Raw genomic sequence first — 22480 nt, 5'->3', positions numbered from 1 at the left:
AACACCGAGTATTTTTATTGGTTTTATCTATATTTAGATTTTGTCAGAAAATTCCCTGTTTGTCAATCTATTCGGAGGGTTAATCCCCTTATTACAAATTCTCAATTAAATTTGTAATATCTTCTTTAGAGAACTTGTAACGTTCATTACAGAAATGGCAATGAACTTCTGTCTCTTCTTCTTCTTCACGAATTTGCTCTAACTCTGTTTTACCTAAACTAATTAACACACTCTCAATACGCTCACGTGAACACGTACAATTAAATTGAACATCCATTGTTTCTAATACTTTTACTTTATCTTCTCCAAGGACTGCATATAGTAGCTCTTCTGGAGAAAGGCCTCGTTCAATCAATGTTGATACAGGCGGGATTTTTTGCAAACGATCTTCAATGAATGAAATTGTTTCTTCCTGTGCGCCCGGCATAATTTGAAGGATAAATCCACCCGCCGCTAATACGCTGTCATCTCCATTTACAAGGACACCGACACCAACAGAAGAAGGCGTCTGCTCAGAAACTGCGAAATAATACGTGAAATCTTCCCCTAGTTCTCCCGAAACGATTGGGGATTGACCGATAAACGGCTCACGCATACCAATATCTTTAATTACTGTTACAAAACCTTCTGTACCTACCGCTTGATATACACGTAATTTCCCTTGTTCCGTTCCTTCAAAATCAACATGTGGATTCGTTACGTAGCCACGTACATCTCCATTTGCATGAGCATCCACTAAGATAGGGCCAATCGGACCATTACCTTCTACCTTAATCGTTAACTTTTGATCACCTTTTAACATCGCACCCATCATTGTACCTGCAGTTAAAGAACGACCAAGTGCCGCCGAAGCTGTCCTCCATGTATCATGACGTCTTTGTGCCTCACTTACTGTATTTGTTGTACGTACACTATACGCACGTACTTCTCCATCAAACGCTAACGCTTTTACTAAATAATCTTTCATACTTATTTATTCACCTTTCTCCTGCTGTAAATTTGCATTACGCTCATATAACATATACAAGCCTTTTAACGTTAAAAATGGATCTACAATATCAATTACATTCGATTCCTCTGAAATTAATTTCGCCAATCCACCTGTTGCAATAACTTTCGGTTCTTGTTTAGCTTCCTCTTTCATACGCTTAACAATACCTTCCACTTGTCCTACATAACCATAAAGAATACCTGATTGCATCGCACTTACTGTATTCTTCCCAACAACACTGCTCGGTTTTGTAATTTCAATACGAGGAAGTTTTGCCGCCCTACTATATAAAGCCTCTGCTGAAATCATAATTCCTGGCGTAATAACTCCACCCATATAATGCTTTTCTTCATTAATATAACAATATGTAGTAGCCGTACCAAAATCAACAATAATAAGTGGACTTCCATACAATTGGATTCCTGCTACTGCATTTACAATTCGATCTGCGCCTACTTCACGTGGATTTTCATATTTAATATTTAGCCCCGTTTTTATTCCAGGTCCTACTACAAGCGGTTTAATTTTAAAATACTTTTCACACATACGTTCTAAAGCGAACATAATTGGTGGTACGACTGAAGACACAATAATACCTTTCACATCTTCAAACGAGAGACCCTCATGATCAAGTAACTGTTTTACAAGCATTCCATATTCATCTTCTGTCTTATGACGATCTGTTTCCATGCGCCAATGCTGACGAAGTTCCCCCTCTTCAAACACGCCTAGTACAGCATTTGTGTTCCCTACATCCAATACAAAAATCATATTCTCACCACTTATCTTATTTAATCTATATTTGTGTAGTATGTATAAAACTTATAAAAACATCATATCACACATACTTATATAATCAGCTTTCCTATCCTCATCATTTTACAAAAAGATTGCTCTCTATTTCAATTTTTAATACTAGTTTTACTTAAATTACTTTATCCACTAAGCCCTCAATAGTAATTAGCAAAAATCTTAACAAATAAAAAAGGAGTGACGATAGTCACTCCTTCATTTCTTACTTATCTTCTTTATCTTCATCGTCTTTCTTCATATTGATGTTTACTTTCACATCATCTGAAGATGTTGGACGCTCAGGTAATCTGCCATAATCATATAAATGATTAATTTGCTCTGCATCTAATGTTTCTACTTCAAGTAACGTTTTTGCGATAATATCAAGCTTATCTCGTTTTTCAGTAAGAATTTGTTTCGCACGAGCATAACAGTCTTTAATAATCGTTTGCATTTCCACATCAATTTCATGCGCAATTGCATCACTGTAGTTTTGTTCTGAATGGAAGTCTCTTCCTAAGAATACCTGACCACCTTGTGAGCTACCAAATTGCATCGGTCCAAGCTTATCACTCATACCGAATTCCGTAACCATACGTCTTGCAATACCAGTCGCACGTTGGAAGTCGTTGTGAGCACCTGTACTTGCTTCACCAAATACAATCTCCTCAGCTACTCGACCACCAAGTAAACCAGTGATTTTATCAAGTAACTCTGGCTTTGTCATGAAGTAACGATCTTCCTTCGGAAGCATTACCGCATATCCACCAGCTTGACCACGAGGGACAATTGTTACTTTATGAACGACATCAGCCTCATCAAGAACAACACCAATTACAGTGTGGCCTGCTTCATGGAAAGCAACGATATTACGTTCTTTTTCAGAGATAACACGACTTTTCTTAGCTGGACCTGCAATAACACGATCCGTTGCTTCATCGATATCACTCATATCAATTTTCTTCTTATCTCGACGTGCAGCTACTAAAGCAGCTTCGTTTAATAAGTTTTCAAGATCCGCACCAGAGAATCCTGGTGTACGAGTCGCAATTGCTCTTAAATTAATATGCTCATCAAGCGGTTTATTACGCGCATGTACTTTCAGTACAGCTTCACGGCCATTTACATCTGGACGATCTACTGTAATTTGACGGTCAAAACGACCTGGACGTAATAACGCTGGGTCAAGAATGTCTGGACGGTTTGTCGCAGCAATGATAATAATACCTTCGTTTGCACCGAATCCATCCATTTCAACAAGTAACTGATTCAATGTTTGCTCACGCTCATCATGACCACCACCAAGACCTGCGCCACGTTGACGACCTACTGCATCAATTTCATCAATGAAAATGATACAAGGAGCATTTTTCTTTGCATTTTCAAATAAATCACGTACACGTGATGCACCGACACCGACAAACATCTCTACAAAGTCAGAACCACTGATAGAGAAGAATGGAACGCCAGCCTCACCTGCAACAGCACGTGCTAATAAAGTTTTACCTGTACCTGGAGGTCCAACTAATAGGACACCCTTTGGAATACGGGCACCAACTTCAGAAAACTTACGAGGGTCTTTTAAGAATTCAACTACCTCAACAAGTTCTTGTTTCTCTTCATCCGCCCCAGCAACATCTCTGAAACGAACTTTTTTCTTTTCATCATTATATAACTTCGCCTTACTTTTCCCGAAGTTCATAACACGGCTACCGCCGCCTTGAGCTTGGTTTAATAAGAAGAAGAATAAAATGAAGATGATGACAAACGGAATGATTGAAGTAAAGAATGTTACCCAAGCACTTGTTTCTTCTGCTGGTTGATACTTAACTTCGGCACCTTTCGCTTTATCATTGATTTTCTTTTGTAATTCCTCAGTATTTGGTGCATAAGTAACAAATTGTTCTCCTTGGCTAGAGTTATTGAATTGTCCTTTTACCTCAAATACACCATTTTTCGGTTGAAGTTGCACATTACGCACTTCACCGCTTTCTAGTTTAGTAATGAATTTGTCGTAGCTAACTGATGTCGTTTTTTGTGTCGAACCATTAAAATAGCTCACGATTCCAATTACTACTAAGAATATCAGTAAATAAAAGATGGTATTACGGAAGATACGATTCATTCCTAACCTCCTCTCACGGCATAAACACTATAGTAAATCGTAACATAGAAAAACTTTCCTATACAATTGTAAAGCCTGTATTTAATTAATTTGAGTAAACGCTTGGTTTTAATACGCCTACATAAGGAAGATTACGGTACTGCTCTTTATAATCTAATCCATATCCTACTACAAATTCATGTGGAACAGTAAATCCAACATAATCCGCTTTCAGATCAACCTTACGGCCTGTTGGCTTATCTAATAATGTAACAATTTTTACAGACTTCGCTTTACGATATTTGAATAAGTCTACTAAGTAGCTTAGTGTAAGACCACTATCAATAATATCTTCGACGATTAAAATATCACGACCTTCTACAGAAGTATCAAGATCTTTTAAAATTTTCACTTCGCCTGTTGAAACTGTAGAGTGACCATAACTAGATACAGCCATAAAATCCATTTCAAGATATGTATCTGTTCTCTTTAATAAATCTGCCATAAATGGCATTGCGCCTTTTAATACACCAATTGCAAGGGGTACTGTGTTTTTATAATCCTCTGCAATAACTGCACCTAGTTCGCGCACCTTTTCTTGTATTTGTTCTTCAGAAATTAATACTTTTTCGATATCTTGATTCATCATTTCATTATCCTCCCGGAAGACTCCTTGCTTTTGTAGTGAATAATCATATATTTACCCTTCTTTGCCATCTCTTTCGAAATTGCAAATGCAGATCGCTTCAACAAGGGTACCCAAATAATGTTCCCACTTGCATCACAAACGACCGGCCATTCTTCCCTTTTTTCTTTTGGTACTTTCGCTTCGATAAAAATAGCTTTTATCTTTTTCGTGCCATCCATACCTTGTATTGACATGCGATCTCCATTTTCCCTAGAACGAATACGAAGTGGATATGATATATCATTATACTTAGCAACAAATACTGTTTCATTCATGTTACTTGGTATATCTTCGCTCACCTCTGTTACAAATTCATCCCCGTTCAATAGCGTAATGATCCCGGGTACTGATAAATCTTGCAAAAAAGGAGAGACAATTTCTTGTTTAAATCTAAAGCTACACTCCTCGTATGTACGAACAATTTTCAAATCACCTGGAAAATCAAGTGAACCTGAAGGTTGTGTCCGCTTAAAAAACTCAATCACCTTGTCAATATGTATAGAAGAAAGAGAAGATGGAATCTTATATTCATAAAGATAGTTTAATATTAGTTGAATCCCTCTTCTTTGTAAAGGCATAGACATGGATTCAAAGGCAGGAATTGATAAGCTAATTTGTTTATCACTTTTTTTTGTAATTACTTTATTCATTTTCTCAAAAGCTAATTCCTGCAAATAAGCCTCATCCTCTTGCATCTGCACGCTAAATTTTTGGAATTTCTCATGCATTTGTGGATTTTCTTCTTTTAAGTGAGGAAGGACATATTTACGTAATCGATTCCTTGTATATACTTCCTTTTTATTACTCGGATCTATACGTGGAATTAAATTTAGCTTATTACAGTAATCAACAATTTCTTCCTTCGTTACCCCAAGTAACGGCCTAATTAAATATCCATTATGAAAAGGACGCTTCACTGCAATTCCTGCATATCCTTTCGGAGTACTCCCTCTTACAAGACGCATTAAAATCGTCTCTACTTGATCATCTCCATGATGTCCAAGAGCAACATATCTTGCATCATATTTCTTCATTATTCTTTCCAAAAATGCATATCTGCATTCCCTAGCAGCAACCTGTGCATTCATCCCGTATTGCTGTTGATATTGTGATACATTAATTCTTATCGTTTCACAAATAATTCCCAGTTCTTCACAAAGGTCCTGCACAAACTGTAAATCCTCATGAGATTCATCACCTCTAAACATATGATCCACATGAGCTACTACAATTTCCAACTGTTTTTCCGCTCTTTTTTCTAATAAATAATATAAAAGGGCTAACGAGTCAGGACCACCAGAAACTCCCACAACAATTGTTGAATCATTCTTTAATACATCATGCTGCTTTACAAAGTCATCTACTTTTTCAACAAATGTATCTTTCAACTTCGCAATCACCTTTCATTAAACAAGAACAGCAACATTAGTCGCCTTGTCTATAATGGTACAACTTTTACAAACATTGTGCAAAAAAAAGATATACAAAAATTACATTTTTATCTTACATCCTCCGTCTGTATTCACAAAATCAATAGCATTACCTTTTCCCACAAAAAAACCTAGGTATTCGCCTAGGTTTTTAAAATCAAATTTTAGATAAACATTCCACTTACATTTTACTGCGCCTGCATGCCTACAATCGGAATCGTAGCCCACTTCGGCATATTTTTCTTCACTTTTGCCACTACAATAGTCATATCATCATTTATATAACCATCACAAGAGCGAATCACTTCTTCCATAATGATATCAGCAATTTCTTGCGGGTCTTCGGTTTGCAATTCTTTAATTTTTCGTTTCATCCACAATTCATGATTCTCTACATGCTGCGCTCCCTCAAAAATCCCATCGCTCATCATAATAAGGATATCGCCCGTTTTTAATTGTTCACCCACCACATCAACTTCAACATCTTCGATGATTCCCATCGGCAAATTACTTGCTTCAATTTTCAAAATATTATTCGCGCGTTTAACAAAACTCGGCGTTGATCCGATCTTTAAAAACCTTGCACTCGCATCTCGCAAATCTACCATAGCTAAGTCTAATGTCGTAAACATCTCTTCCGTCGTTCTCAAAGAAAGAATTGAATTAATAGACTTAATCGCTATTTCTTCGTCAATACCGGATTGGAGTATTTTTTGTAATAATTTCACCGTTTCCTTACTTTCCATATGAGCTCTTTGCCCATTCCCCATACCATCACTAATCGCAAGTGCATATTTGCCAACACTTAAATCCATCATCGCATAAGAGTCACCCGAAACAAATCCACCGCCCTTTGCGGCTGTGGCCAATCCCGTATCAAGAGAATACGTCTTCGCCGAACCGAATGATATTAAACTGTGGCCATTCGGATAAGAAGACTTTTCTTCATGTTTAACGACAATATTTTCTTTAAGGATATCCGAAAGCATCGGTGCAACTAACTTTTCACATTCACCATGTTCATTAGATGCAACGGGAATCAACATTTCAATATCAATACTTCCTCTATCTAAACAATAAATATCAACATGCTCTACTTCGACACCAAAATCACGGAACGCTTGCATAATCTGTTCTTCCTGCACCTGATGATTTTCACGCTCTCGTTGTATCTCCTTAGCAAAATCCTCCATAACCTTTGATACACCTAATAGTTGCTCCGCAACTATTCTACGATTTTCCTTCATTTGTTTTCGTAATTTTTGTCCCTCATAGAAATGATCTAATTCACCCGCTACTAAATCCGTCACTTTTTTCCCTCTCACACAATGCTTGTCCCACTCACGAACTAATTTACGATTATGTTGCAGGGTTCCTTCTTCCGTTTCACTCATTATTTGTTTCATATAATCGTACGTTTTATCGAAATTCACTACCCAGCATTGATCCTTTTTAAAGCATGTTTGACATGTTTTCGCAGTAATTGTACTCAAAAACAAATCTGCTTCTGTCTCTTTATCTTCTTCCTCTACATACCCATATACAGAAAAGCTATTAGATAAAGCAGCAAATACATTTGCAAATTGGTTGATTTTGTTCGCTGTAACATCGCGCATCCTTCTTAAATATTGTTGTTGATCTTGCGAATGCTCTTGTGTACCTGGCATAAATTTAGCAATACGATCTAAAACAAGCTTTGGCGTTAATAAGAAGATAGCAATCGCTACGCCTGACTCAATTAAAGTCGTTACAATATTTGTCTGTTTGTCTACATATAATGTAATTAAGCTTGTCCCAATTAATAAACCTAAACTAACACCTAAACGCTTCCCTTCTTTTAACAACCCACCAAGCAATCCAGAAAAAGCAAGAAGGCTAAGCTGGGACAAGCTAGATACATTTGCTAAACTTAATATCAAACCTGTTACGACCCCCACTGTAGATCCTGTAGCAGCACCCGCAATAAATGCAAATACTAGTACTAAATACCGTGTAAAAATATGTTGAATAGAAGCATCATATACAAACCAATCTGTTGTACCCGTTAAAACAGATGCTAGTAATATAATCAAACAAACAATTTCTTCCGTCTCTAACGCCTGTTGTTTTCCTTTCCTTTCTACTAAAAGCGGAACACTTTGTAAAAATATCATAGTTAATACAAAACTAAGCCCAGCCTCAATGGTACTAACGAGTAAATCGTACATGGTGACAGTTTGTTGTGCAAAATATACAACAACTAAGTGTGCGGTTAATGCGGAGATAAATACTTGAAATGGAACAAGTCCAACGGTTTTACGTGTGAATCTACTAAAGAAGATATTATAAATGAAGAAAGTAAAGATAGATGCAAAAGTAAAAAACAAATTATCTATCGAGACTGAAAGAGCTCCTCCCATTAGAGCTAAAAATGCTAGCGGCATCTTATCCCGCTTCATAACATAAACAGCAGCAAAAAATGGTAGTGCAAACGGTAAGATATTTGTTAATATATATGCTCTTCCCAAAAGAAAACCAATAACAACAATAATAAATCCCCATCTAAAGAAAACTTGTTCAAATTTCATTCGCAACTTACTCGTCCACTTTATTCCTCCAAGCTGACTCTCATTCATTGCCAATACACTTGTATTCATAGTATTCCTTCCTGCTTTAGGCATACTTTTAACACCACCTGCATAGTTTAATTACTGTCATTATAAAAGATGATTGTTGGGATTTTTGTCAAAACAACAGTTTTCACTTTTATAATCGTTCGACTTTTTATTCGAAATAACTCTACAGATATACACGGTATGTAAGTTATTTCGATTTTTTAATTAAATATTCAGAAAATATAGGGTGATTTTGTAGAAGTGTTGTATATCTTAATCCATTTAACAAAAAAAGATCATGCAAATTTGCATGATCTTTTTAGATGACCCGTACGGGATTCGAACCCGTGTTACCGCCGTGAAAGGGCGGTGTCTTAACCACTTGACCAACGGGCCGTTAAATTAAATATAGCGGCGGAGGGGATCGAACCCCCGACCTCACGGGTATGAACCGTACGCTCTAGCCAGCTGAGCTACACCGCCATGTCGTCGTATTTAACGGACAATTAGTATCTTACATCAGATATTATTTAAAGTCAACATATCTTGAAAACTTTTTTAAAATATATTTTCACATATAAAAAAGTACCCTGAGCCATCACTCTGGGTACCTCTCTATATGTTAAAAACTAAACGGTCTTATTATCCGCGACGTGCGCCACGGCCACCACGTTTAGACTCTGTGTTACGCTTTAAAGAAGTTAAACGATCTTCGCTATCCTTTAAGAAGCGTGCCATCTTTTGCTCAAATGTTTCTTTTGGAGCTCGGTCGTTACCGCCACCGCGATTATCTCTGTTGAAAGAGCGATTATTACGTTGTGGACGTCCAGAACGTTGTTGATCACCACCGCGTTGGTATTCACCGCGTGGACGATCTCCTTCTGTTTTTTCACGTTCTTTCGCTTTTTTGATAGATAAACCAATCTTTCCATCTTTTTCAACATTAATAACTTTTACTTCTACTTGGTCGCCCACTTTTAAGTGATCGTTAATATCTTTTACATAGTTATCAGCAACTTCACTAATATGAACAAGACCAGTTAAGCCTTCTGGCAGCTCCACAAAAGCCCCAAAATTTGTAATACCTGTTACTTTACCCTGTAACTTGCTGCCTACCTCGATTGACATAAAAAAAATGCTCCTCCTTAGTGGTTAAAAAGTCAAATTTTACTTTATTATATATAATCCTAAAATATAGTGTCAATAAGACATACTCTACTTCGAAACAGGAAAAATTATCTCCCCTTTACCAGAGAAGAAATAATCCCTTCTAGCAATCTTTAATACGTACTCTTCATCATTTAACTTTTGAACTTCGTCTTTTAGACTTTTTTCTTTATTCGTTAATGAATCCAGTTCTTTTTTCATGTCCTTAACTTTTGCTTCTTTTGCTTTAATGGAACTGTTTTGTTGATAAAACGTTACACTAATACTCGCAATAATTGTAAAAGTAAAGACAAGAAAAACCGCTAAACGGCGATAAAGTCGCTTCCTGTTCTCATCCGTTTGTATTATATGCTCTTTAACAGGATTTGGACTCTGTTTTTCGATTGTTCTTTGTCTCAGTTCCCTCATTTCCGAGGTCCCCCTAACTTCTTTTTTATACGCTCCCATATTTGGAAGATATGTCCCTTCAATTTTGCTATATATTGCAGGAACCCTATATGTTTCACTATAAAAAGTTTAACACGATTAGGGAGAAGTTTCCATATGAGCGAAGCAATAAATCGAACAGGCCAGAAAAAAACTTTCCATATGAAAAGTAATATCCAAATCACCATTTTCCATAACACATGTCCAATTGAAAGCAGTATACGAAATAAGAATAATATAAATGCAATAAATAGCTGCGCTATAATAATAACAGGTTTTATCATGAGTAGCTGTATAATTCGAACAAAAAAATATGTTGTTTGCATAAAAATATAGATGAGAAAATTTAACAGCTTCATGTATAGTGCTTTCAGTAAGCTTTGATATGCCGCAAAACCACATAATAATGCCAAAAACACATATATACGTAACTCAGCTTCATTTACGAGAAGCAATACATAAAAGACAAATAATGCTTGGACAATCCAAAATAGTATATCATGTATAAATACAAGCCAACGTTTACGTTCTTGACGCTTTAAAAAACGTTGATATGTATCTAAAGATGCTCCAATCCAAGCACCCATTCCAATCATTGAAAGCATTGTATACAACTGAATTGTTAAGCTCATTTAAACAACTTACTAAAGAAACCTTTAGTTTTTTCTCCTTGATTTTCATCAATATACAGCATCTCATGAACTTTCCCTTTAATCGACACAATACCTTTTTCTACATCTAAATTTTTCATTTGTAAATTTTGACCACGAATCGTTAAAAAACCCATTACGGTTTCGAGTAAAAACTCTTCGCTATCAAAACTCTCTACCTGCTTCACACCAGTAATATCAATTACACGCCTTCCACGCATAATAATATCATGCTCCACAGAAACATTTTGTTGATTAGAAGACGTAGGTGAGTAACCATTATTCACGTAAATCCCCCCATAGGTTTTTACTAGCTAATAGTAATGTATGAGGGGATAAATGATTTTAGAACAAGCCTTCTTCCGCTTTTACTTTTTCTTCGCGAACTAAGCTATACATATTTGCTGCATCTTCTTTTTTAGTTGTTTCTTTCAATTCATTTATTTTTACAGTCACTATTTTTTGACCAAAACGAATTGTTAATTCATCAGCTACTTTCACATCCGAACTTGCTTTTGCCACTTGACCATTAATAGATATTCTTCCTTGATCAGCTACTTCTTTCGCTAATGTTCTTCTTTTAATTAAACGTGACACTTTTAAAAACTTATCTAGACGCATCTCAAATCCCCCTATTAACGCTCTGTTTGTTTCGCTTCTTCCCATAAAACATCTAACTTTTCTAATGATAAATCTTCCATCTCTTTATTCATTTCAGCTACTTTTGCCTCCATGTATAAAAAACGACCAGTAAATTTCTCATTAGTTGAACGTAACGCCTCTTCTGGATCTATTTTATAATGACGAGCTATATTAACAAATGCAAATAGTAAATCACCAAACTCACCTAGCATCTTTTCCTCATCCATGTTTGTAACTTCTTGTTGGAACTCTTGCCATTCTTCCAAAGCTTTCTCTATCATAGGCTGCACATCAACCCAATCAAATCCAACCTTACCGGCTTTCTTCTGAATTTCATAGGCGCGTAGTAACTGCGGCAAACTTTTTGGAACGCCATTTAAAACAGATTCTTTCACGAATCCTTTTTCTTGTTTTTTAATTTCTTCCCAATTGGCAATCACTTCATCAGCATTGTTTACATCCGTATTTCCAAATACATGTGGATGGCGACGAACCATTTTCTCAGATAGAGTTCGAATGATTTCATCTATAGAAAACCAACCTTCATCTTCTCCAATTTGAGCATGAAGCATAACTTGTAATAATATATCACCTAATTCTTCTACTAAGTGATCATCATCCTCTTCATCAATTGCTTCCAATACTTCATAAGCTTCCTCAATTAAATATTTCTTTAATGATTGATGTGTTTGCTTTTTATCCCACGGACAACCATTTGGGCCTCGAAGTTCTGCAATAATTTCTCTAAGTACATCGAACTGTTGATACAAGGATGCACGCTCCTGAACTGGCGGCACATACACACTCGTTAAATTATTCAATTCCGTTTCATGATCTAACATATACAACGGTACCTTCTTTACTTGTTCAAATGAAGTTCCTGCAGCTGTTACGATATACACTTCATAATCATCCGGCAACATCTCCATTAATGTTAATTTCACATCAGATGCAACGAATGCATCATATACTTGGCAAAAGATTAGATGTTGACGTAATTCTAATTGTCCTCTTTTAAATGATGTAGCGTCAAGTAATTGAAATCCTTCAATTGGATCAATCTTTAGGCTTGCAAACATAGGATCAAGGAAACTTTGTCCACCCTCAATTCGCAATTCAACATTTGAATCTTCACCTTTTTCCAACAGTAGCTGAACTGTTCTTTCTGCTACAAGCGGATGCCCTGGAACAGCATAGATAATTTCTGTACCTTCAGCTTGTTCTAGCAATTTATTCGCAATTGTTTCATATACAATTTCAAACGTATCATGCGCTTCATATACATCATCAAAAGCCGTATATTGCACGCCTTCTTTCTCCAATTCTTCTATAACTGGATGTTCCTTCGTCCTAACAAACAGATGATCTGCTTCTTTTATCTTTCGATATACACCCATCGTTAGCTGATCTAATTCACCAGCACCTAAACCTAAAATAGTAATGATTCCACTCACAATCTGTCACCTCTATCCACTCTTCTTCAATGAACCTTCTTTTTTCTCTTGTTTCATAACGGTTCCTAATTCTTTTTTTGTAAATACACGTAATTTCAAAATTAAAAACATATATGTCAATCCGCCGACAACTACACCTAGCAACGCTTCAAGCGTCGCGATTCCTCTATGTTCCGTATCAATTACTAATCCAGACACCTGCAACACACGTGTGAACATCATTAATACAAATCCCATACAGATACCACTAATCACTACACCTAACATATTTCGCTTATTGATAAGCGATCCTGATACAGCTCTCATAAGCAACAAACTATTTAGCCCAGAAATTATAATTAACGCACACAAAGTCGCAAAGGCTGCCCCTTTCACACCAAAATAAGGCATAAATATATAATTTAACGCTAACTTTAAGCAACCTCCAAATACAACAAATAATGCTGGCTTAAATGTTTGTCCCAACCCTTGTAAAATAGAAGCCGTCGTAATTGACAACGAGCTAAATAAAATAGATAAAGATAAAATAGATAAAACATCTGATCCATCACTATTTTCAAACAACATAATATTCGTAGGTTGAATAATACAAGTTAGTCCAATAGCTGCTGCAAGTCCAATAACAAGTGTTATTTTCATTGCTAACTTTACCTTTTCTTGAATAAAGGAAAGATCTCCTCTTTCCTTCGCCGCTGTAATAATTGGAATAAGTGACAACGAGAAAGAAGTCGTCACAACAGTACCTAATTGCATTAGCGGAATACTTCTATCATAAACACCCTTTAATACCTTTGCACTTTCAACCTGTTCTCCCGCACCAATAAGTAAGGTGTACAAGGATATTGAATCTGCCATCTGTATAAAAATAAGCACTAAATTACTAACACAAATCGCTAACCCCTGCCAAAAAAGGATTTTAATTATCCTCCTTTTGCCCTTAATTCTCGCTACACTTTTGAAAAATATAGAACGAAAATCTCGACGCATATACAACATAAGTACAATAATCCCAATAAGTCCACCCGCAATTGAGCCTAACATAGCCCCTGCACCAACTGTATATAAATCAAATCCGTGAGCAATTAGGAATAGCGATAAAAATACAATAATAGAAACTCGAATTGTTTGTTCTATTACTTGCGAAACAGCTGTTGGCATCATATTATTGAAGCCTTGAAAATACCCTCTTGCTACAGACAAAAACGGCATCAATAAGAATGAAAATGAAATAACACGTAGTAACTTATCTAAGTATATATCGCCCATAGCTATGGCAATTGTTTTGGCCCCAAAAAACAATGTAAAGAAGCCTATAAAACCAATTCCCAATAAAAACCAAAAAGATACACAAATAATTTCTTCTGCTTCTTTTTGTTTTCCCCGCTCTAGTCGTTCTGCAACCATTTTCGAAATGATAATAGGAAACCCATAAGTAGCTAAAATTAAACAAAATCCATAAAACGGGTAAATTTGTTGATAAATATAAAAACCAATATCACCCGCTATATTTTGATATGGAATACGGTAAAAAGCGCTTAATACTTTTGTAACAAAACTTGCAATCGTTAATATAATAGCCCCACGCCAAAAGGCTTGATACTTCTTCGCTTCCATACAAGAAAACTCCTTTTTCTATTCTCACCTCTCGTATTATATCATAAAGAAATGAACAAGCTGCCTTACCACCACGGGTAATAATAGGTTCCTGCACCGTTAAAAATACTCAACGAAAAAAGGTAGCAAAGCGCTACCTTCATTCAATATACATATATCTCCAAATAATTGATTTCTCAAAAAGAAAGATCATAATTAGGAAAAATTGCTACTTCTAAAATTATACACCCTTACTGTTCCATTTGTTTCGCTAAGAAACTGGCAGCAGTATTAACCGCTTTATGCTCGATTTCGCTTATAATAGCTTCTTTCGAAAAAATAATGACAGCTCCAATCGGGTCTCCGTTTGCAACAATCGGTCCAACTGTATAAGAATGAACCTTTTCTGTTACACCATCGATAATGGAAATATCACTTTCGTCCGTCATAATAACAGACTTTCGTTCTTCCATCGTTTTTTCGATTAAATCGCCAACACTTTTATTTAAGTATTCTTTTTTCGATACGCCTGATACTGCGATGATAGAATCTCGATCACAGACAAGCACATTATGTCCTAAGCTGTCATATAAAGCCTCAGCATATTCTTTTGCAAAATCACCTAGTTCACTAATTGGAGAATACTTCTTTAAAATTACCTCTCCATCGCGATCAACAAATATTTCTAGTGGGTCTCCTTCTCGAATACGTAAAGTTCTACGAATTTCCTTCGGGATTACTACCCTGCCTAAATCATCAATTCGACGTACGATTCCAGTTGCTTTCATTCTAATGCTGCCTCACTTTCTACTGATGATCAAAGTGGTGAATTTACCTGTTCATGTAAAAATCACCAACTGTTAGACATAGTATTTTACACATTAGTTCTTCTATGCACGTCGAATTGTATTTTTTTATCTTATTTTAGGCATTTATTACTTCTTTTTTTACATCTGGTAAGCCTTTTAATAAATTTTCAGCAATTGTTAACCACTTCGATGTCTCTAAACCATTTGTTTTCATAACAATTTTCAATTGTGATCCTTCCATTCCTAAACCGATCATACGTCCAAAACTATTTCCAAGCATGAATAATTTTCCACCATCAATATTTTGACTTGCTTGTTCAGAAAACAGGAATGTTACTTCAAATTTATTCTGTTTAATTAACTCAATTTGTTCTTTCATTGCCAACACTTTAATATTTGCAATTTGTAATAAATAACCGACTTCTTGTGGATAATCACCGAATCTATCGATCATTTCTTCCTGCAATTCTTCAATATCCTCAATTGCAGAAACACCTCTAAATTGTTTATACATCATAATTTTTTGCTTACTATCTGAAATATAAGCATCTGGTAAGTATGCATCTACCTCTAAGTCAATTTCAACATTAACTGTATTTTCAGCCCCATCTGTTCCTCTACGCTGTTCAATTGCATCTTTTAACATTTGAGAATATAGATCAAATCCGACAGAATCAATAAATCCATGCTGCTCTGCCCCTAACAAATTACCTGCTCCACGAATAGATAAATCTCTCATCGCAATTTTGAAACCAGATCCAAGTTCCGTGAACTCTTTAATTGCTTGCAGACGCTTCTCTGCAACCTCTGACAGCACTTTGTCACGTTTATAGGCAAAGTATGCATATGCAACACGATTAGAACGTCCAACACGCCCACGAAGCTGATACAACTGTGATAATCCCATACGATCTGCATCAAATACAATTAACGTATTTACATTCGGAATATCTACACCCGTCTCAATAATTGTTGTACTTACAAGAACATCATGCTGTCCTTCTAAAAATGATAGCATAACAGACTCTAATTCACTTTCGTTCATTTTCCCATGTGCGTATGTTACACGGGCATCTGGAACTAACATCGAAATTTCATCTGCTTTTCTTTCAATATCCTCTACACGGTTATATAGGAAGTAAATTTGACCGCCTCTTGCAAGCTCTCGCTCTATCGCCTCTCGCATTAATGCTGGATTATACTCTACTACATACGTTTGGACTGGGAAACGATTTTCTGGCGGTGTCTCAATAACAGATAAGTCGCGCACACCAAGCATAGACATATGAAGCGTCCGTGGAATCGGAGTTGCCGTTAATGTTAATACGTCAACATTCGCCTTCAATTGTTTAATTTTCTCTTTATGCGTCACACCAAATCTTTGTTCTTCATCAATAATAAGAAGCCCTAAATCTTTATAAGTAACATCTTTAGATAAAATACGATGTGTTCCGATTACAATATCTATTGTGCCATCCTTTAAACCCTTAATCGTTTCATTTTGTTGTTTTCTCGTACGGAATCTACTTAATAATCCTATATTGATTGGATAATCTTGAAAACGCTCTCGAATTGTTTCATAGTGTTGCTGCGCAAGAATCGTTGTCGGTACTAAAATTGCAACTTGTTTTTCATCCATAATTGCTTTAAATGCCGCACGAATAGCCACTTCAGTCTTTCCATACCCTACATCACCACAAAGGAGCCTATCCATCGGGCGTCCGCGTTCCATATCTTTTTTAATCTCGTCAATAGAACGTAACTGATCCTCTGTCTCTTGATATGGGAAAGATGATTCGAACTCTTGTTGTTCTGCTGTATCTGGCGTATATGCATAGCCTTTTGAAGCTTCGCGTTCAGCATATAGTTTAATTAGGTCATCCGCAATGTCTTGTACAGATTTTTCAACTTTCGTTTTAACCTTCTTCCAATCATTACCACCTAATTTGTAAACTTTTGGATCCTTACCTTCAGACCCTACATATTTTTGGACTTGATCAATTTGTTCAATTGGAACGTATAACTTATCATTACCTTGATATTTAATATTTAAATAATCTTTATGAACACCATTAATCTCTAATGTCTCAATACCTAAAAATTTACCTATACCATGATTTACATGAACTACATAATCTCCAACTTTTAATTCCGAATAACTTTTAATACGTTCAGCATTCGATAACTTTTGTTTACGTTGTGATTTTTTAACTTTCTTATGAAAAAGCTCCTTTTCAGTAATGACAACAAGCTTTTGCATCGGCATTTCAAATCCTGCATGTAAATCACCTACAGCAATTTGTAACCTTCCAGACAATAAGATATCTGTACCTTCCACAATATCTGCCTCAATATCATAATCACTTAAAATATGTTGTAATTTTTTCACACGTTCATCATCTGTTCCAAGTACAACAGTCGTAAAATGCCCTTCATTCCATCTATCAATTTCTGTTTTTAACAAATTCATCTGTCCATGGAAATCTTGCATTGTTTTACATGTTACATTCACAATATTTTGCGGATGTGTGTGTGCAATATGACGCAAGAATAACGTTAAATATACAAAATTTCTTTTTTTATGATGAAGAAATCCCTCGAATGCGTGAGAGAAAGATAAATCTTGAATAATTGTTCCTTCACCAAGAAGTGATATATACCATTCCGCCTCTTCTGTTTCCAGATGTGATGCTGTTTCTTGAATACGGGAAATCTCATCTAAAATTACAACACCGTCTTCTGGTAAATAATCTATCAGACTAGCAGGTTCTTTATAGAAAATAGATAAGTATTTAAACATCTGTTCTATACTTTGCCCGTTTTTCAACATCTCAATTTCATGACTTACCGTCTCAAGTACTGTAGTCTTTAGTTTATCATCAGAAAGTTTTTGCATCGTCTTAGTCAAACCTTCTTCAAGATGCTGAATTCCTGATTTTAATTCTTCCTGTGAAAATAAAAACTCTGTTGCCGGACCAAACTTAACGCTTTCTTTTTTTCCTTGAGAACGCTGTTCATCCACATCAAATAATCGAATAGAATCGACTTCTGTATCGAAGAATTCAATACGAAATGGTAGTTCTTCAGTTAAAGGATAAATATCTAATATTCCCCCGCGCAAACTGAACTCCCCTGGAGCTTCTACCATCGACTTACGTTCATAGCCAATATGATGTAAAGTATGCAAGAGCGCATCTAAATCAATCTCTTGCCCTAGATTGATTTCAACTTGCTTTTGCTTCCACAATTCTTTTATTGGTAAAAATCTACGCAATCCTGCCACTGGAGCTACAATGATTCCATTCTCTCCAGCAGCCAAGCGATTTAACACTTCTATACGTTGCGCCTTCAATTCTGGACTTGCAACCCCAATTTCCGATGCTATAAGTTCATTCACTGGATATAGCCACACATCTTTTTCACCAAGTAACGCCACTAAATCTTCATGTACTTTTTGCGCTTGGTATAAGTTATGTGTCACGATTAATTGTGATTTTTTTGTTTTTTTATATAAAGCCGCCATTAATAATGAACGAGAAGACGTTGCCATCCCTGATATAAGTTGTTCCTTTAACCCATCTTCTAATCCATTAATAACTGATTGTATCTCTTTATTTTTATAAAATTGCTCTAATAAACCTATCATTTTTAAAACTCCTCTCAACATAAAGAGCAAGCCATTCTATTTTATGCAAATATTTCGGAAAAGGAAAACAGAAAAATGCTTTGGACATGCCAAAGCGACAACATTTTATTGCAGAAATTTTTCATATTCATAATACTCAGGATAAGATGCGAGCGTTTCTTGACACGATTCACAAATCGTTTTTATATATATATTTCCATTCTCATGAAAATGAATCATCTCTACTACTTCTTGCTCTGTTAGTTGAAATAAAACGTCGCTATATACTTTTTCTGCGTTAATGGAGCCTACATTACCTCCGCAGTGTCTGCAATAATAATACCCTTCCATACTAGCCTCCTAAAAATTAAATTACTACTAGTATGGGTAAAACAAAAAAGAAATATTCCTAATCTCATTTTTAACTATTGAAAGTATTCATGATTTGGAGAAAAGGCTTATTTAGCCACTCTTCACATGCATCCGCTGCTTTTTCAATAGAATGGTTAACATCCGGAATCTCTTCAGATGTAAAGCGTCCTAATACATAATCGACTACCTTCATTCCATTTTTCGGGCGATCAATTCCCATACGGATACGTTGAAATTCTTGTGTTCCTAGGTGTGAAATCATTGACTTCACACCATTATGTCCACCAGCACTACCCTTCATGCGAAGACGCAATTTACCTACAGGAATGTCTAAATCGTCGTACATAACAACGAAGTCCTCAACATCAATTTTATAATAATCCATGAGTGGACGAATACTTTCTCCAGATAAATTCATATATGTTAGCGGCTTTAATAAGATTACCTTTTCTCCATTAACAAAACCTGCACCAAATACACCTTTAAATTTTTGTTCATTCAAAGAAATGTTCCAGCGCTTCGCAAGTTCATCAATGGCCATAAATCCAATATTATGCCTTGTTAATTCATATTCTCTACCTGGGTTCCCAAGTCCTACTATCAATTTCATTCTTGTACCACTACTTTCTTTTTTCGATACGAAAAGACGTAACCAATTTTGGTTACGTCTCATTCTATCCAATTAATTGAATAATACACTCACAGATTCTTCTTCGTATACACGAATGATTGCTTCTCCGATTAATGGAGCAACTGAAAGTTCATGTACTTTGTCGATTTTCTTCTCTTCCGGTAATACGATAGAGTTCGTTACAACTAACTCTTTAATATTTGAATTTTGAATACGTTCAATTGCTGGACCAGATAATACTGGGTGTGTACAGCAAGCATATACTTCAGAAGCACCGTTCTCAACAAGAGCGTTTGCTGCTAATGTAATTGTACCAGCTGTATCAATGATGTCATCAATTAAAATCGCTGTTTTGCCTTCAATATTACCGATAATGTTCATTACCTCTGATACGTTCGGGCGAGGGCGACGCTTATCAATAATAGCGATTGGCGCTTTTAGACGATCTGCCATTTTTCTTGCACGAGTTACACCACCATGATCAGGAGACACGATTACGATATCTTTAAGACCTTTTGTTTCAAAGTAATCAGAAAGAATCGGTACACCCATTAAGTGGTCGATTGGGATATCAAAGAACCCTTGAATTTGTGGAGCATGTAAATCTAGAGTGATTACACGAGTTGCACCTGCTGTTTCAAGCAAGTTTGCTACAAGTTTCGATGTAATTGGTTCACGAGAACGCGCTTTACGGTCTTGACGCGCATAACCATAATAAGGAATAACAATATTAATTGTTTTCGCAGATGCACGTTTTAATGCATCGATCATAATAAGTAATTCCATGATATGTTCGTTTACTGGGAAGCTTGTAGATTGAATAATGAATACATCGCAACCACGGATACTTTCTTCAATGTTAATTTGAACTTCTCCATCACTAAAACGATCAACAGAACATTTTCCTAGTCCTACTCCAATATGCTTTGCAATCTGCTCAGCAAGTTCCTTATTAGAGTTTAAAGAGAATACTTTCAAATTAGAATTTAGATATTGAGTCGACATCTAGATTAACCCTCCACATTATGATTTTTTCTTATTCAGCAATTGATCAACATAGTCTTCTTTGTTAACTTGACGTGCACGTGCTACCGATAATGCTTTTGATGGAACATTCTCTGTAATTGTAGAGCCTGCTGCCACATAAGCACCATCTTCAACTGTTACTGGAGCAACAAGGTTTGAATTACATCCAATAAATACCCCATTACCAATCACAGTTTTGAATTTATTCTTACCGTCATAGTTCACCGTAATTGAACCACAACCAAGATTCACGTCTTCTCCAACTTGTGCATCCCCGATATAACTCAAGTGTGAAGCTTTACTTCTATTACCAAAGACAGTTTTTTTGATTTCCACGAAGTTTCCAACGCGTACTTCGTCTCCAATAACTGAATCTGGGCGAATATGTGCAAATGGACCAACCGATACTTCTGTACCAAGTTTACTATCATGTACAGTAGATTGACGAATTGTCGTACGATCTCCAATTTCACTATCACGAATTACTGTATGCGGTCCAATTTCACAATCAGAACCAATTACAGTGTTCCCCTCAATAATTGTTCCTGGATGAAGAACTGTATCACTACCGATAATTGCATCAGCAGAAATATAAGTGTTACTTGGATCAATAATTGTAACACCATTTACCATGTTCTTTCGGTTGATACGGTTTTTCATAATAATTTCCGCTTGCGATAGAGCGACTCTGTCGTTAACACCTAACGTTTCATCGAACTGCTCTGTTTGATAAGCTGATACGATATGACCTTCATTTTTTAAAATCTCAATAACATCTGGAAGGTAATATTCACCTTGTACGTTATCATTTGAAACTTTAGAAAGTGAAGCAAATAAAGCCTTATTATCAAAACAATACGTACCTGTATTGATTTCTTTAATAGCTAATTCTTTCTCATTTGCATCTTTATGCTCAACAATCTTTTCAACATGACCATTCTCATTACGAACAATACGGCCATATCCAGCAGGTTCTTCTATGTACGCTGTTAGCACCGTCGCCATTGCTCCTGCTTCTTTATGTTGCTGAAGTAATGCTTCCATCGTTTCAGCAGTTATTAGCGGCGTATCACCACAAATAACTAAAGTTGTTCCTTCTTCATTTGCAAGTACACTTGCAGCTTGATCTACAGCATGTGCTGTACCAAGTTGTTCTGCTTGTAATGCAAACTCACTTACGTTTCCTAGCTGTTCTTGTACCATTTCAGCACCATGTCCAACAACCGTTACAAGTTTCTGCAATCCTAATTGAGATACTTGATCGACTACGTGTTGTACCATGGGTTTTCCACATACAGGATGCAGCACTTTGTATAGCTTAGACTTCATACGTGTGCCTTTACCTGCAGCTAGAATCACTGCAAATCTGTTTGACATATAGACCCTCCATCGCAACCTATTTATCCATTAAAGATATTATCCTAAATCATCATATATTTCAAGAAACACATTTTAACTATTAAATTTTACCATAATTCTTATAAGA

General features: G+C 36.0%; 19 protein-coding genes and 2 tRNA genes. All 21 read right to left on the bottom strand.

Features of this window, described 5'->3' with window-relative positions; translation table 11 throughout:
* Positions 1-91: 91 nt before the first annotated feature.
* Positions 92-967, bottom strand: coding sequence for a redox-regulated molecular chaperone HslO (hslO, locus tag BCG9842_RS00375; RefSeq protein ID WP_000656369.1), 876 nt, complete (start codon positions 965-967; stop codon positions 92-94).
* A 6-nt stretch (positions 968-973) separates the two neighbouring features.
* Positions 974-1762, bottom strand: coding sequence for a type III pantothenate kinase (locus BCG9842_RS00370; RefSeq protein ID WP_000578366.1), 789 nt, complete (start codon positions 1760-1762; stop codon positions 974-976).
* Positions 1763-2006: 244 nt separating this feature from the next.
* Positions 2007-3908, bottom strand: a complete 1902-nt coding sequence (gene ftsH, locus BCG9842_RS00365) for an ATP-dependent zinc metalloprotease FtsH (RefSeq protein WP_001079668.1) — start codon at positions 3906-3908, stop codon at positions 2007-2009.
* An 85-nt stretch (positions 3909-3993) separates the two neighbouring features.
* Positions 3994-4536 (bottom strand): hypoxanthine phosphoribosyltransferase, encoded by a 543-nt coding sequence (gene hpt, locus BCG9842_RS00360; RefSeq protein WP_000981846.1) that lies wholly within the window; start codon positions 4534-4536, stop codon positions 3994-3996.
* Positions 4533-5963 (bottom strand): tRNA lysidine(34) synthetase TilS, encoded by a 1431-nt coding sequence (gene tilS / locus BCG9842_RS00355; RefSeq protein WP_000655456.1) that lies wholly within the window; start codon positions 5961-5963, stop codon positions 4533-4535. The genes hpt and tilS overlap by 4 nt, the downstream gene beginning before the upstream one ends.
* Positions 5964-6193: 230 nt before the next feature.
* A complete protein-coding gene (spoIIE, locus tag BCG9842_RS00350; protein ID WP_001123558.1) occupies positions 6194-8665 on the bottom strand; it encodes a stage II sporulation protein E in 2472 nt (823 codons plus the stop codon).
* Positions 8666-8923: 258 nt separating this feature from the next.
* Positions 8924-8995 (bottom strand) — tRNA-Glu (locus BCG9842_RS00345).
* 13 nt (positions 8996-9008) lie between these two features.
* Positions 9009-9082: transfer RNA gene (locus BCG9842_RS00340), tRNA-Met, on the bottom strand.
* A gap of 159 nt (positions 9083-9241) precedes the next feature.
* Positions 9242-9727, bottom strand: a complete 486-nt coding sequence (locus BCG9842_RS00335; protein ID WP_000021451.1) for a S1 domain-containing RNA-binding protein — start codon at positions 9725-9727, stop codon at positions 9242-9244.
* A gap of 87 nt (positions 9728-9814) precedes the next feature.
* Positions 9815-10174 (bottom strand): cell division protein DivIC, encoded by a 360-nt coding sequence (divIC, locus tag BCG9842_RS00330; protein WP_001208739.1) that lies wholly within the window; start codon positions 10172-10174, stop codon positions 9815-9817.
* Positions 10171-10824: a spore cortex biosynthesis protein YabQ gene (gene yabQ, locus BCG9842_RS00325; protein WP_000059770.1), complete on the bottom strand. Its 654-nt coding sequence runs from the start codon at positions 10822-10824 to the stop codon at positions 10171-10173. The genes divIC and yabQ overlap by 4 nt, the downstream gene beginning before the upstream one ends.
* Positions 10821-11129: a sporulation protein YabP gene (yabP, locus tag BCG9842_RS00320; RefSeq protein WP_001059105.1), complete on the bottom strand. Its 309-nt coding sequence runs from the start codon at positions 11127-11129 to the stop codon at positions 10821-10823. The genes yabQ and yabP overlap by 4 nt, the downstream gene beginning before the upstream one ends.
* A gap of 58 nt (positions 11130-11187) precedes the next feature.
* Positions 11188-11463: an RNA-binding S4 domain-containing protein gene (locus BCG9842_RS00315; protein ID WP_001234876.1), complete on the bottom strand. Its 276-nt coding sequence runs from the start codon at positions 11461-11463 to the stop codon at positions 11188-11190.
* Positions 11464-11477: 14 nt separating this feature from the next.
* Positions 11478-12938: a nucleoside triphosphate pyrophosphohydrolase gene (mazG, locus tag BCG9842_RS00310; protein ID WP_000014232.1), complete on the bottom strand. Its 1461-nt coding sequence runs from the start codon at positions 12936-12938 to the stop codon at positions 11478-11480.
* 12 nt (positions 12939-12950) lie between these two features.
* Positions 12951-14552, bottom strand: coding sequence for a putative polysaccharide biosynthesis protein (locus tag BCG9842_RS00305; protein WP_000387575.1), 1602 nt, complete (start codon positions 14550-14552; stop codon positions 12951-12953).
* 230 nt (positions 14553-14782) lie between these two features.
* Positions 14783-15319, bottom strand: a complete 537-nt coding sequence (spoVT, locus tag BCG9842_RS00300; RefSeq protein WP_000648306.1) for a stage V sporulation protein T — start codon at positions 15317-15319, stop codon at positions 14783-14785.
* Positions 15320-15455: 136 nt separating this feature from the next.
* A complete protein-coding gene (gene mfd / locus BCG9842_RS00295) occupies positions 15456-18986 on the bottom strand; it encodes a transcription-repair coupling factor (protein ID WP_000579722.1) in 3531 nt (1176 codons plus the stop codon).
* Between the two features lie 105 nt (positions 18987-19091).
* Positions 19092-19316, bottom strand: coding sequence for an anti-sigma-F factor Fin family protein (locus tag BCG9842_RS00290; RefSeq protein WP_000399438.1), 225 nt, complete (start codon positions 19314-19316; stop codon positions 19092-19094).
* 70 nt (positions 19317-19386) lie between these two features.
* Complete coding sequence (pth, locus tag BCG9842_RS00285) at positions 19387-19947, bottom strand: aminoacyl-tRNA hydrolase (protein WP_014894852.1); 561 nt, start codon at positions 19945-19947, stop codon at positions 19387-19389.
* Between the two features lie 72 nt (positions 19948-20019).
* Positions 20020-20973: a ribose-phosphate diphosphokinase gene (locus BCG9842_RS00280; RefSeq protein ID WP_000107420.1), complete on the bottom strand. Its 954-nt coding sequence runs from the start codon at positions 20971-20973 to the stop codon at positions 20020-20022.
* A gap of 18 nt (positions 20974-20991) precedes the next feature.
* Positions 20992-22371: a bifunctional UDP-N-acetylglucosamine diphosphorylase/glucosamine-1-phosphate N-acetyltransferase GlmU gene (gene glmU, locus BCG9842_RS00275; protein ID WP_000071039.1), complete on the bottom strand. Its 1380-nt coding sequence runs from the start codon at positions 22369-22371 to the stop codon at positions 20992-20994.
* Positions 22372-22480: the final 109 nt, after the last annotated feature.

It is taken from the genome of Bacillus cereus G9842, assembly GCF_000021305.1.
Classification (GTDB): Bacteria; Bacillota; Bacilli; order Bacillales; family Bacillaceae_G; genus Bacillus_A; species Bacillus_A thuringiensis_S.
The sequence above is the reverse complement of the archived record's forward strand: the minus strand, read 5'-3'. Positions and strand labels throughout refer to the sequence as shown.

Excerpts from the sequence above, each read along its gene's own strand:
- spoVT (WP_000648306.1), bottom strand. The coding sequence starts at position 15,319 with ATGAAAGCAACTGGAATCGTACGTCGAATTGATGATTTAGGCAGGGTA.
- BCG9842_RS00280 (WP_000107420.1), bottom strand. The coding sequence starts at position 20,973 with ATGTCGACTCAATATCTAAATTCTAATTTGAAAGTATTCTCTTTAAAC.
- glmU (WP_000071039.1), bottom strand. The coding sequence starts at position 22,371 with ATGTCAAACAGATTTGCAGTGATTCTAGCTGCAGGTAAAGGCACACGT.
- BCG9842_RS00305 (WP_000387575.1), bottom strand. The coding sequence starts at position 14,552 with ATGGAAGCGAAGAAGTATCAAGCCTTTTGGCGTGGGGCTATTATATTA.
- yabQ (WP_000059770.1), bottom strand. The coding sequence starts at position 10,824 with ATGAGCTTAACAATTCAGTTGTATACAATGCTTTCAATGATTGGAATG.
- BCG9842_RS00335 (WP_000021451.1), bottom strand. The coding sequence starts at position 9,727 with ATGTCAATCGAGGTAGGCAGCAAGTTACAGGGTAAAGTAACAGGTATT.
- hpt (WP_000981846.1), bottom strand. The coding sequence starts at position 4,536 with ATGATGAATCAAGATATCGAAAAAGTATTAATTTCTGAAGAACAAATA.
- BCG9842_RS00315 (WP_001234876.1), bottom strand. The coding sequence starts at position 11,463 with ATGCGTCTAGATAAGTTTTTAAAAGTGTCACGTTTAATTAAAAGAAGA.
- BCG9842_RS00370 (WP_000578366.1), bottom strand. The coding sequence starts at position 1,762 with ATGATTTTTGTATTGGATGTAGGGAACACAAATGCTGTACTAGGCGTG.
- pth (WP_014894852.1), bottom strand. The coding sequence starts at position 19,947 with ATGAAATTGATAGTAGGACTTGGGAACCCAGGTAGAGAATATGAATTA.
- mfd (WP_000579722.1), bottom strand. The coding sequence starts at position 18,986 with ATGATAGGTTTATTAGAGCAATTTTATAAAAATAAAGAGATACAATCA.
- divIC (WP_001208739.1), bottom strand. The coding sequence starts at position 10,174 with ATGAGGGAACTGAGACAAAGAACAATCGAAAAACAGAGTCCAAATCCT.
- spoIIE (WP_001123558.1), bottom strand. The coding sequence starts at position 8,665 with ATGCCTAAAGCAGGAAGGAATACTATGAATACAAGTGTATTGGCAATG.
- hslO (WP_000656369.1), bottom strand. The coding sequence starts at position 967 with ATGAAAGATTATTTAGTAAAAGCGTTAGCGTTTGATGGAGAAGTACGT.
- BCG9842_RS00290 (WP_000399438.1), bottom strand. The coding sequence starts at position 19,316 with ATGGAAGGGTATTATTATTGCAGACACTGCGGAGGTAATGTAGGCTCC.
- ftsH (WP_001079668.1), bottom strand. The coding sequence starts at position 3,908 with ATGAATCGTATCTTCCGTAATACCATCTTTTATTTACTGATATTCTTA.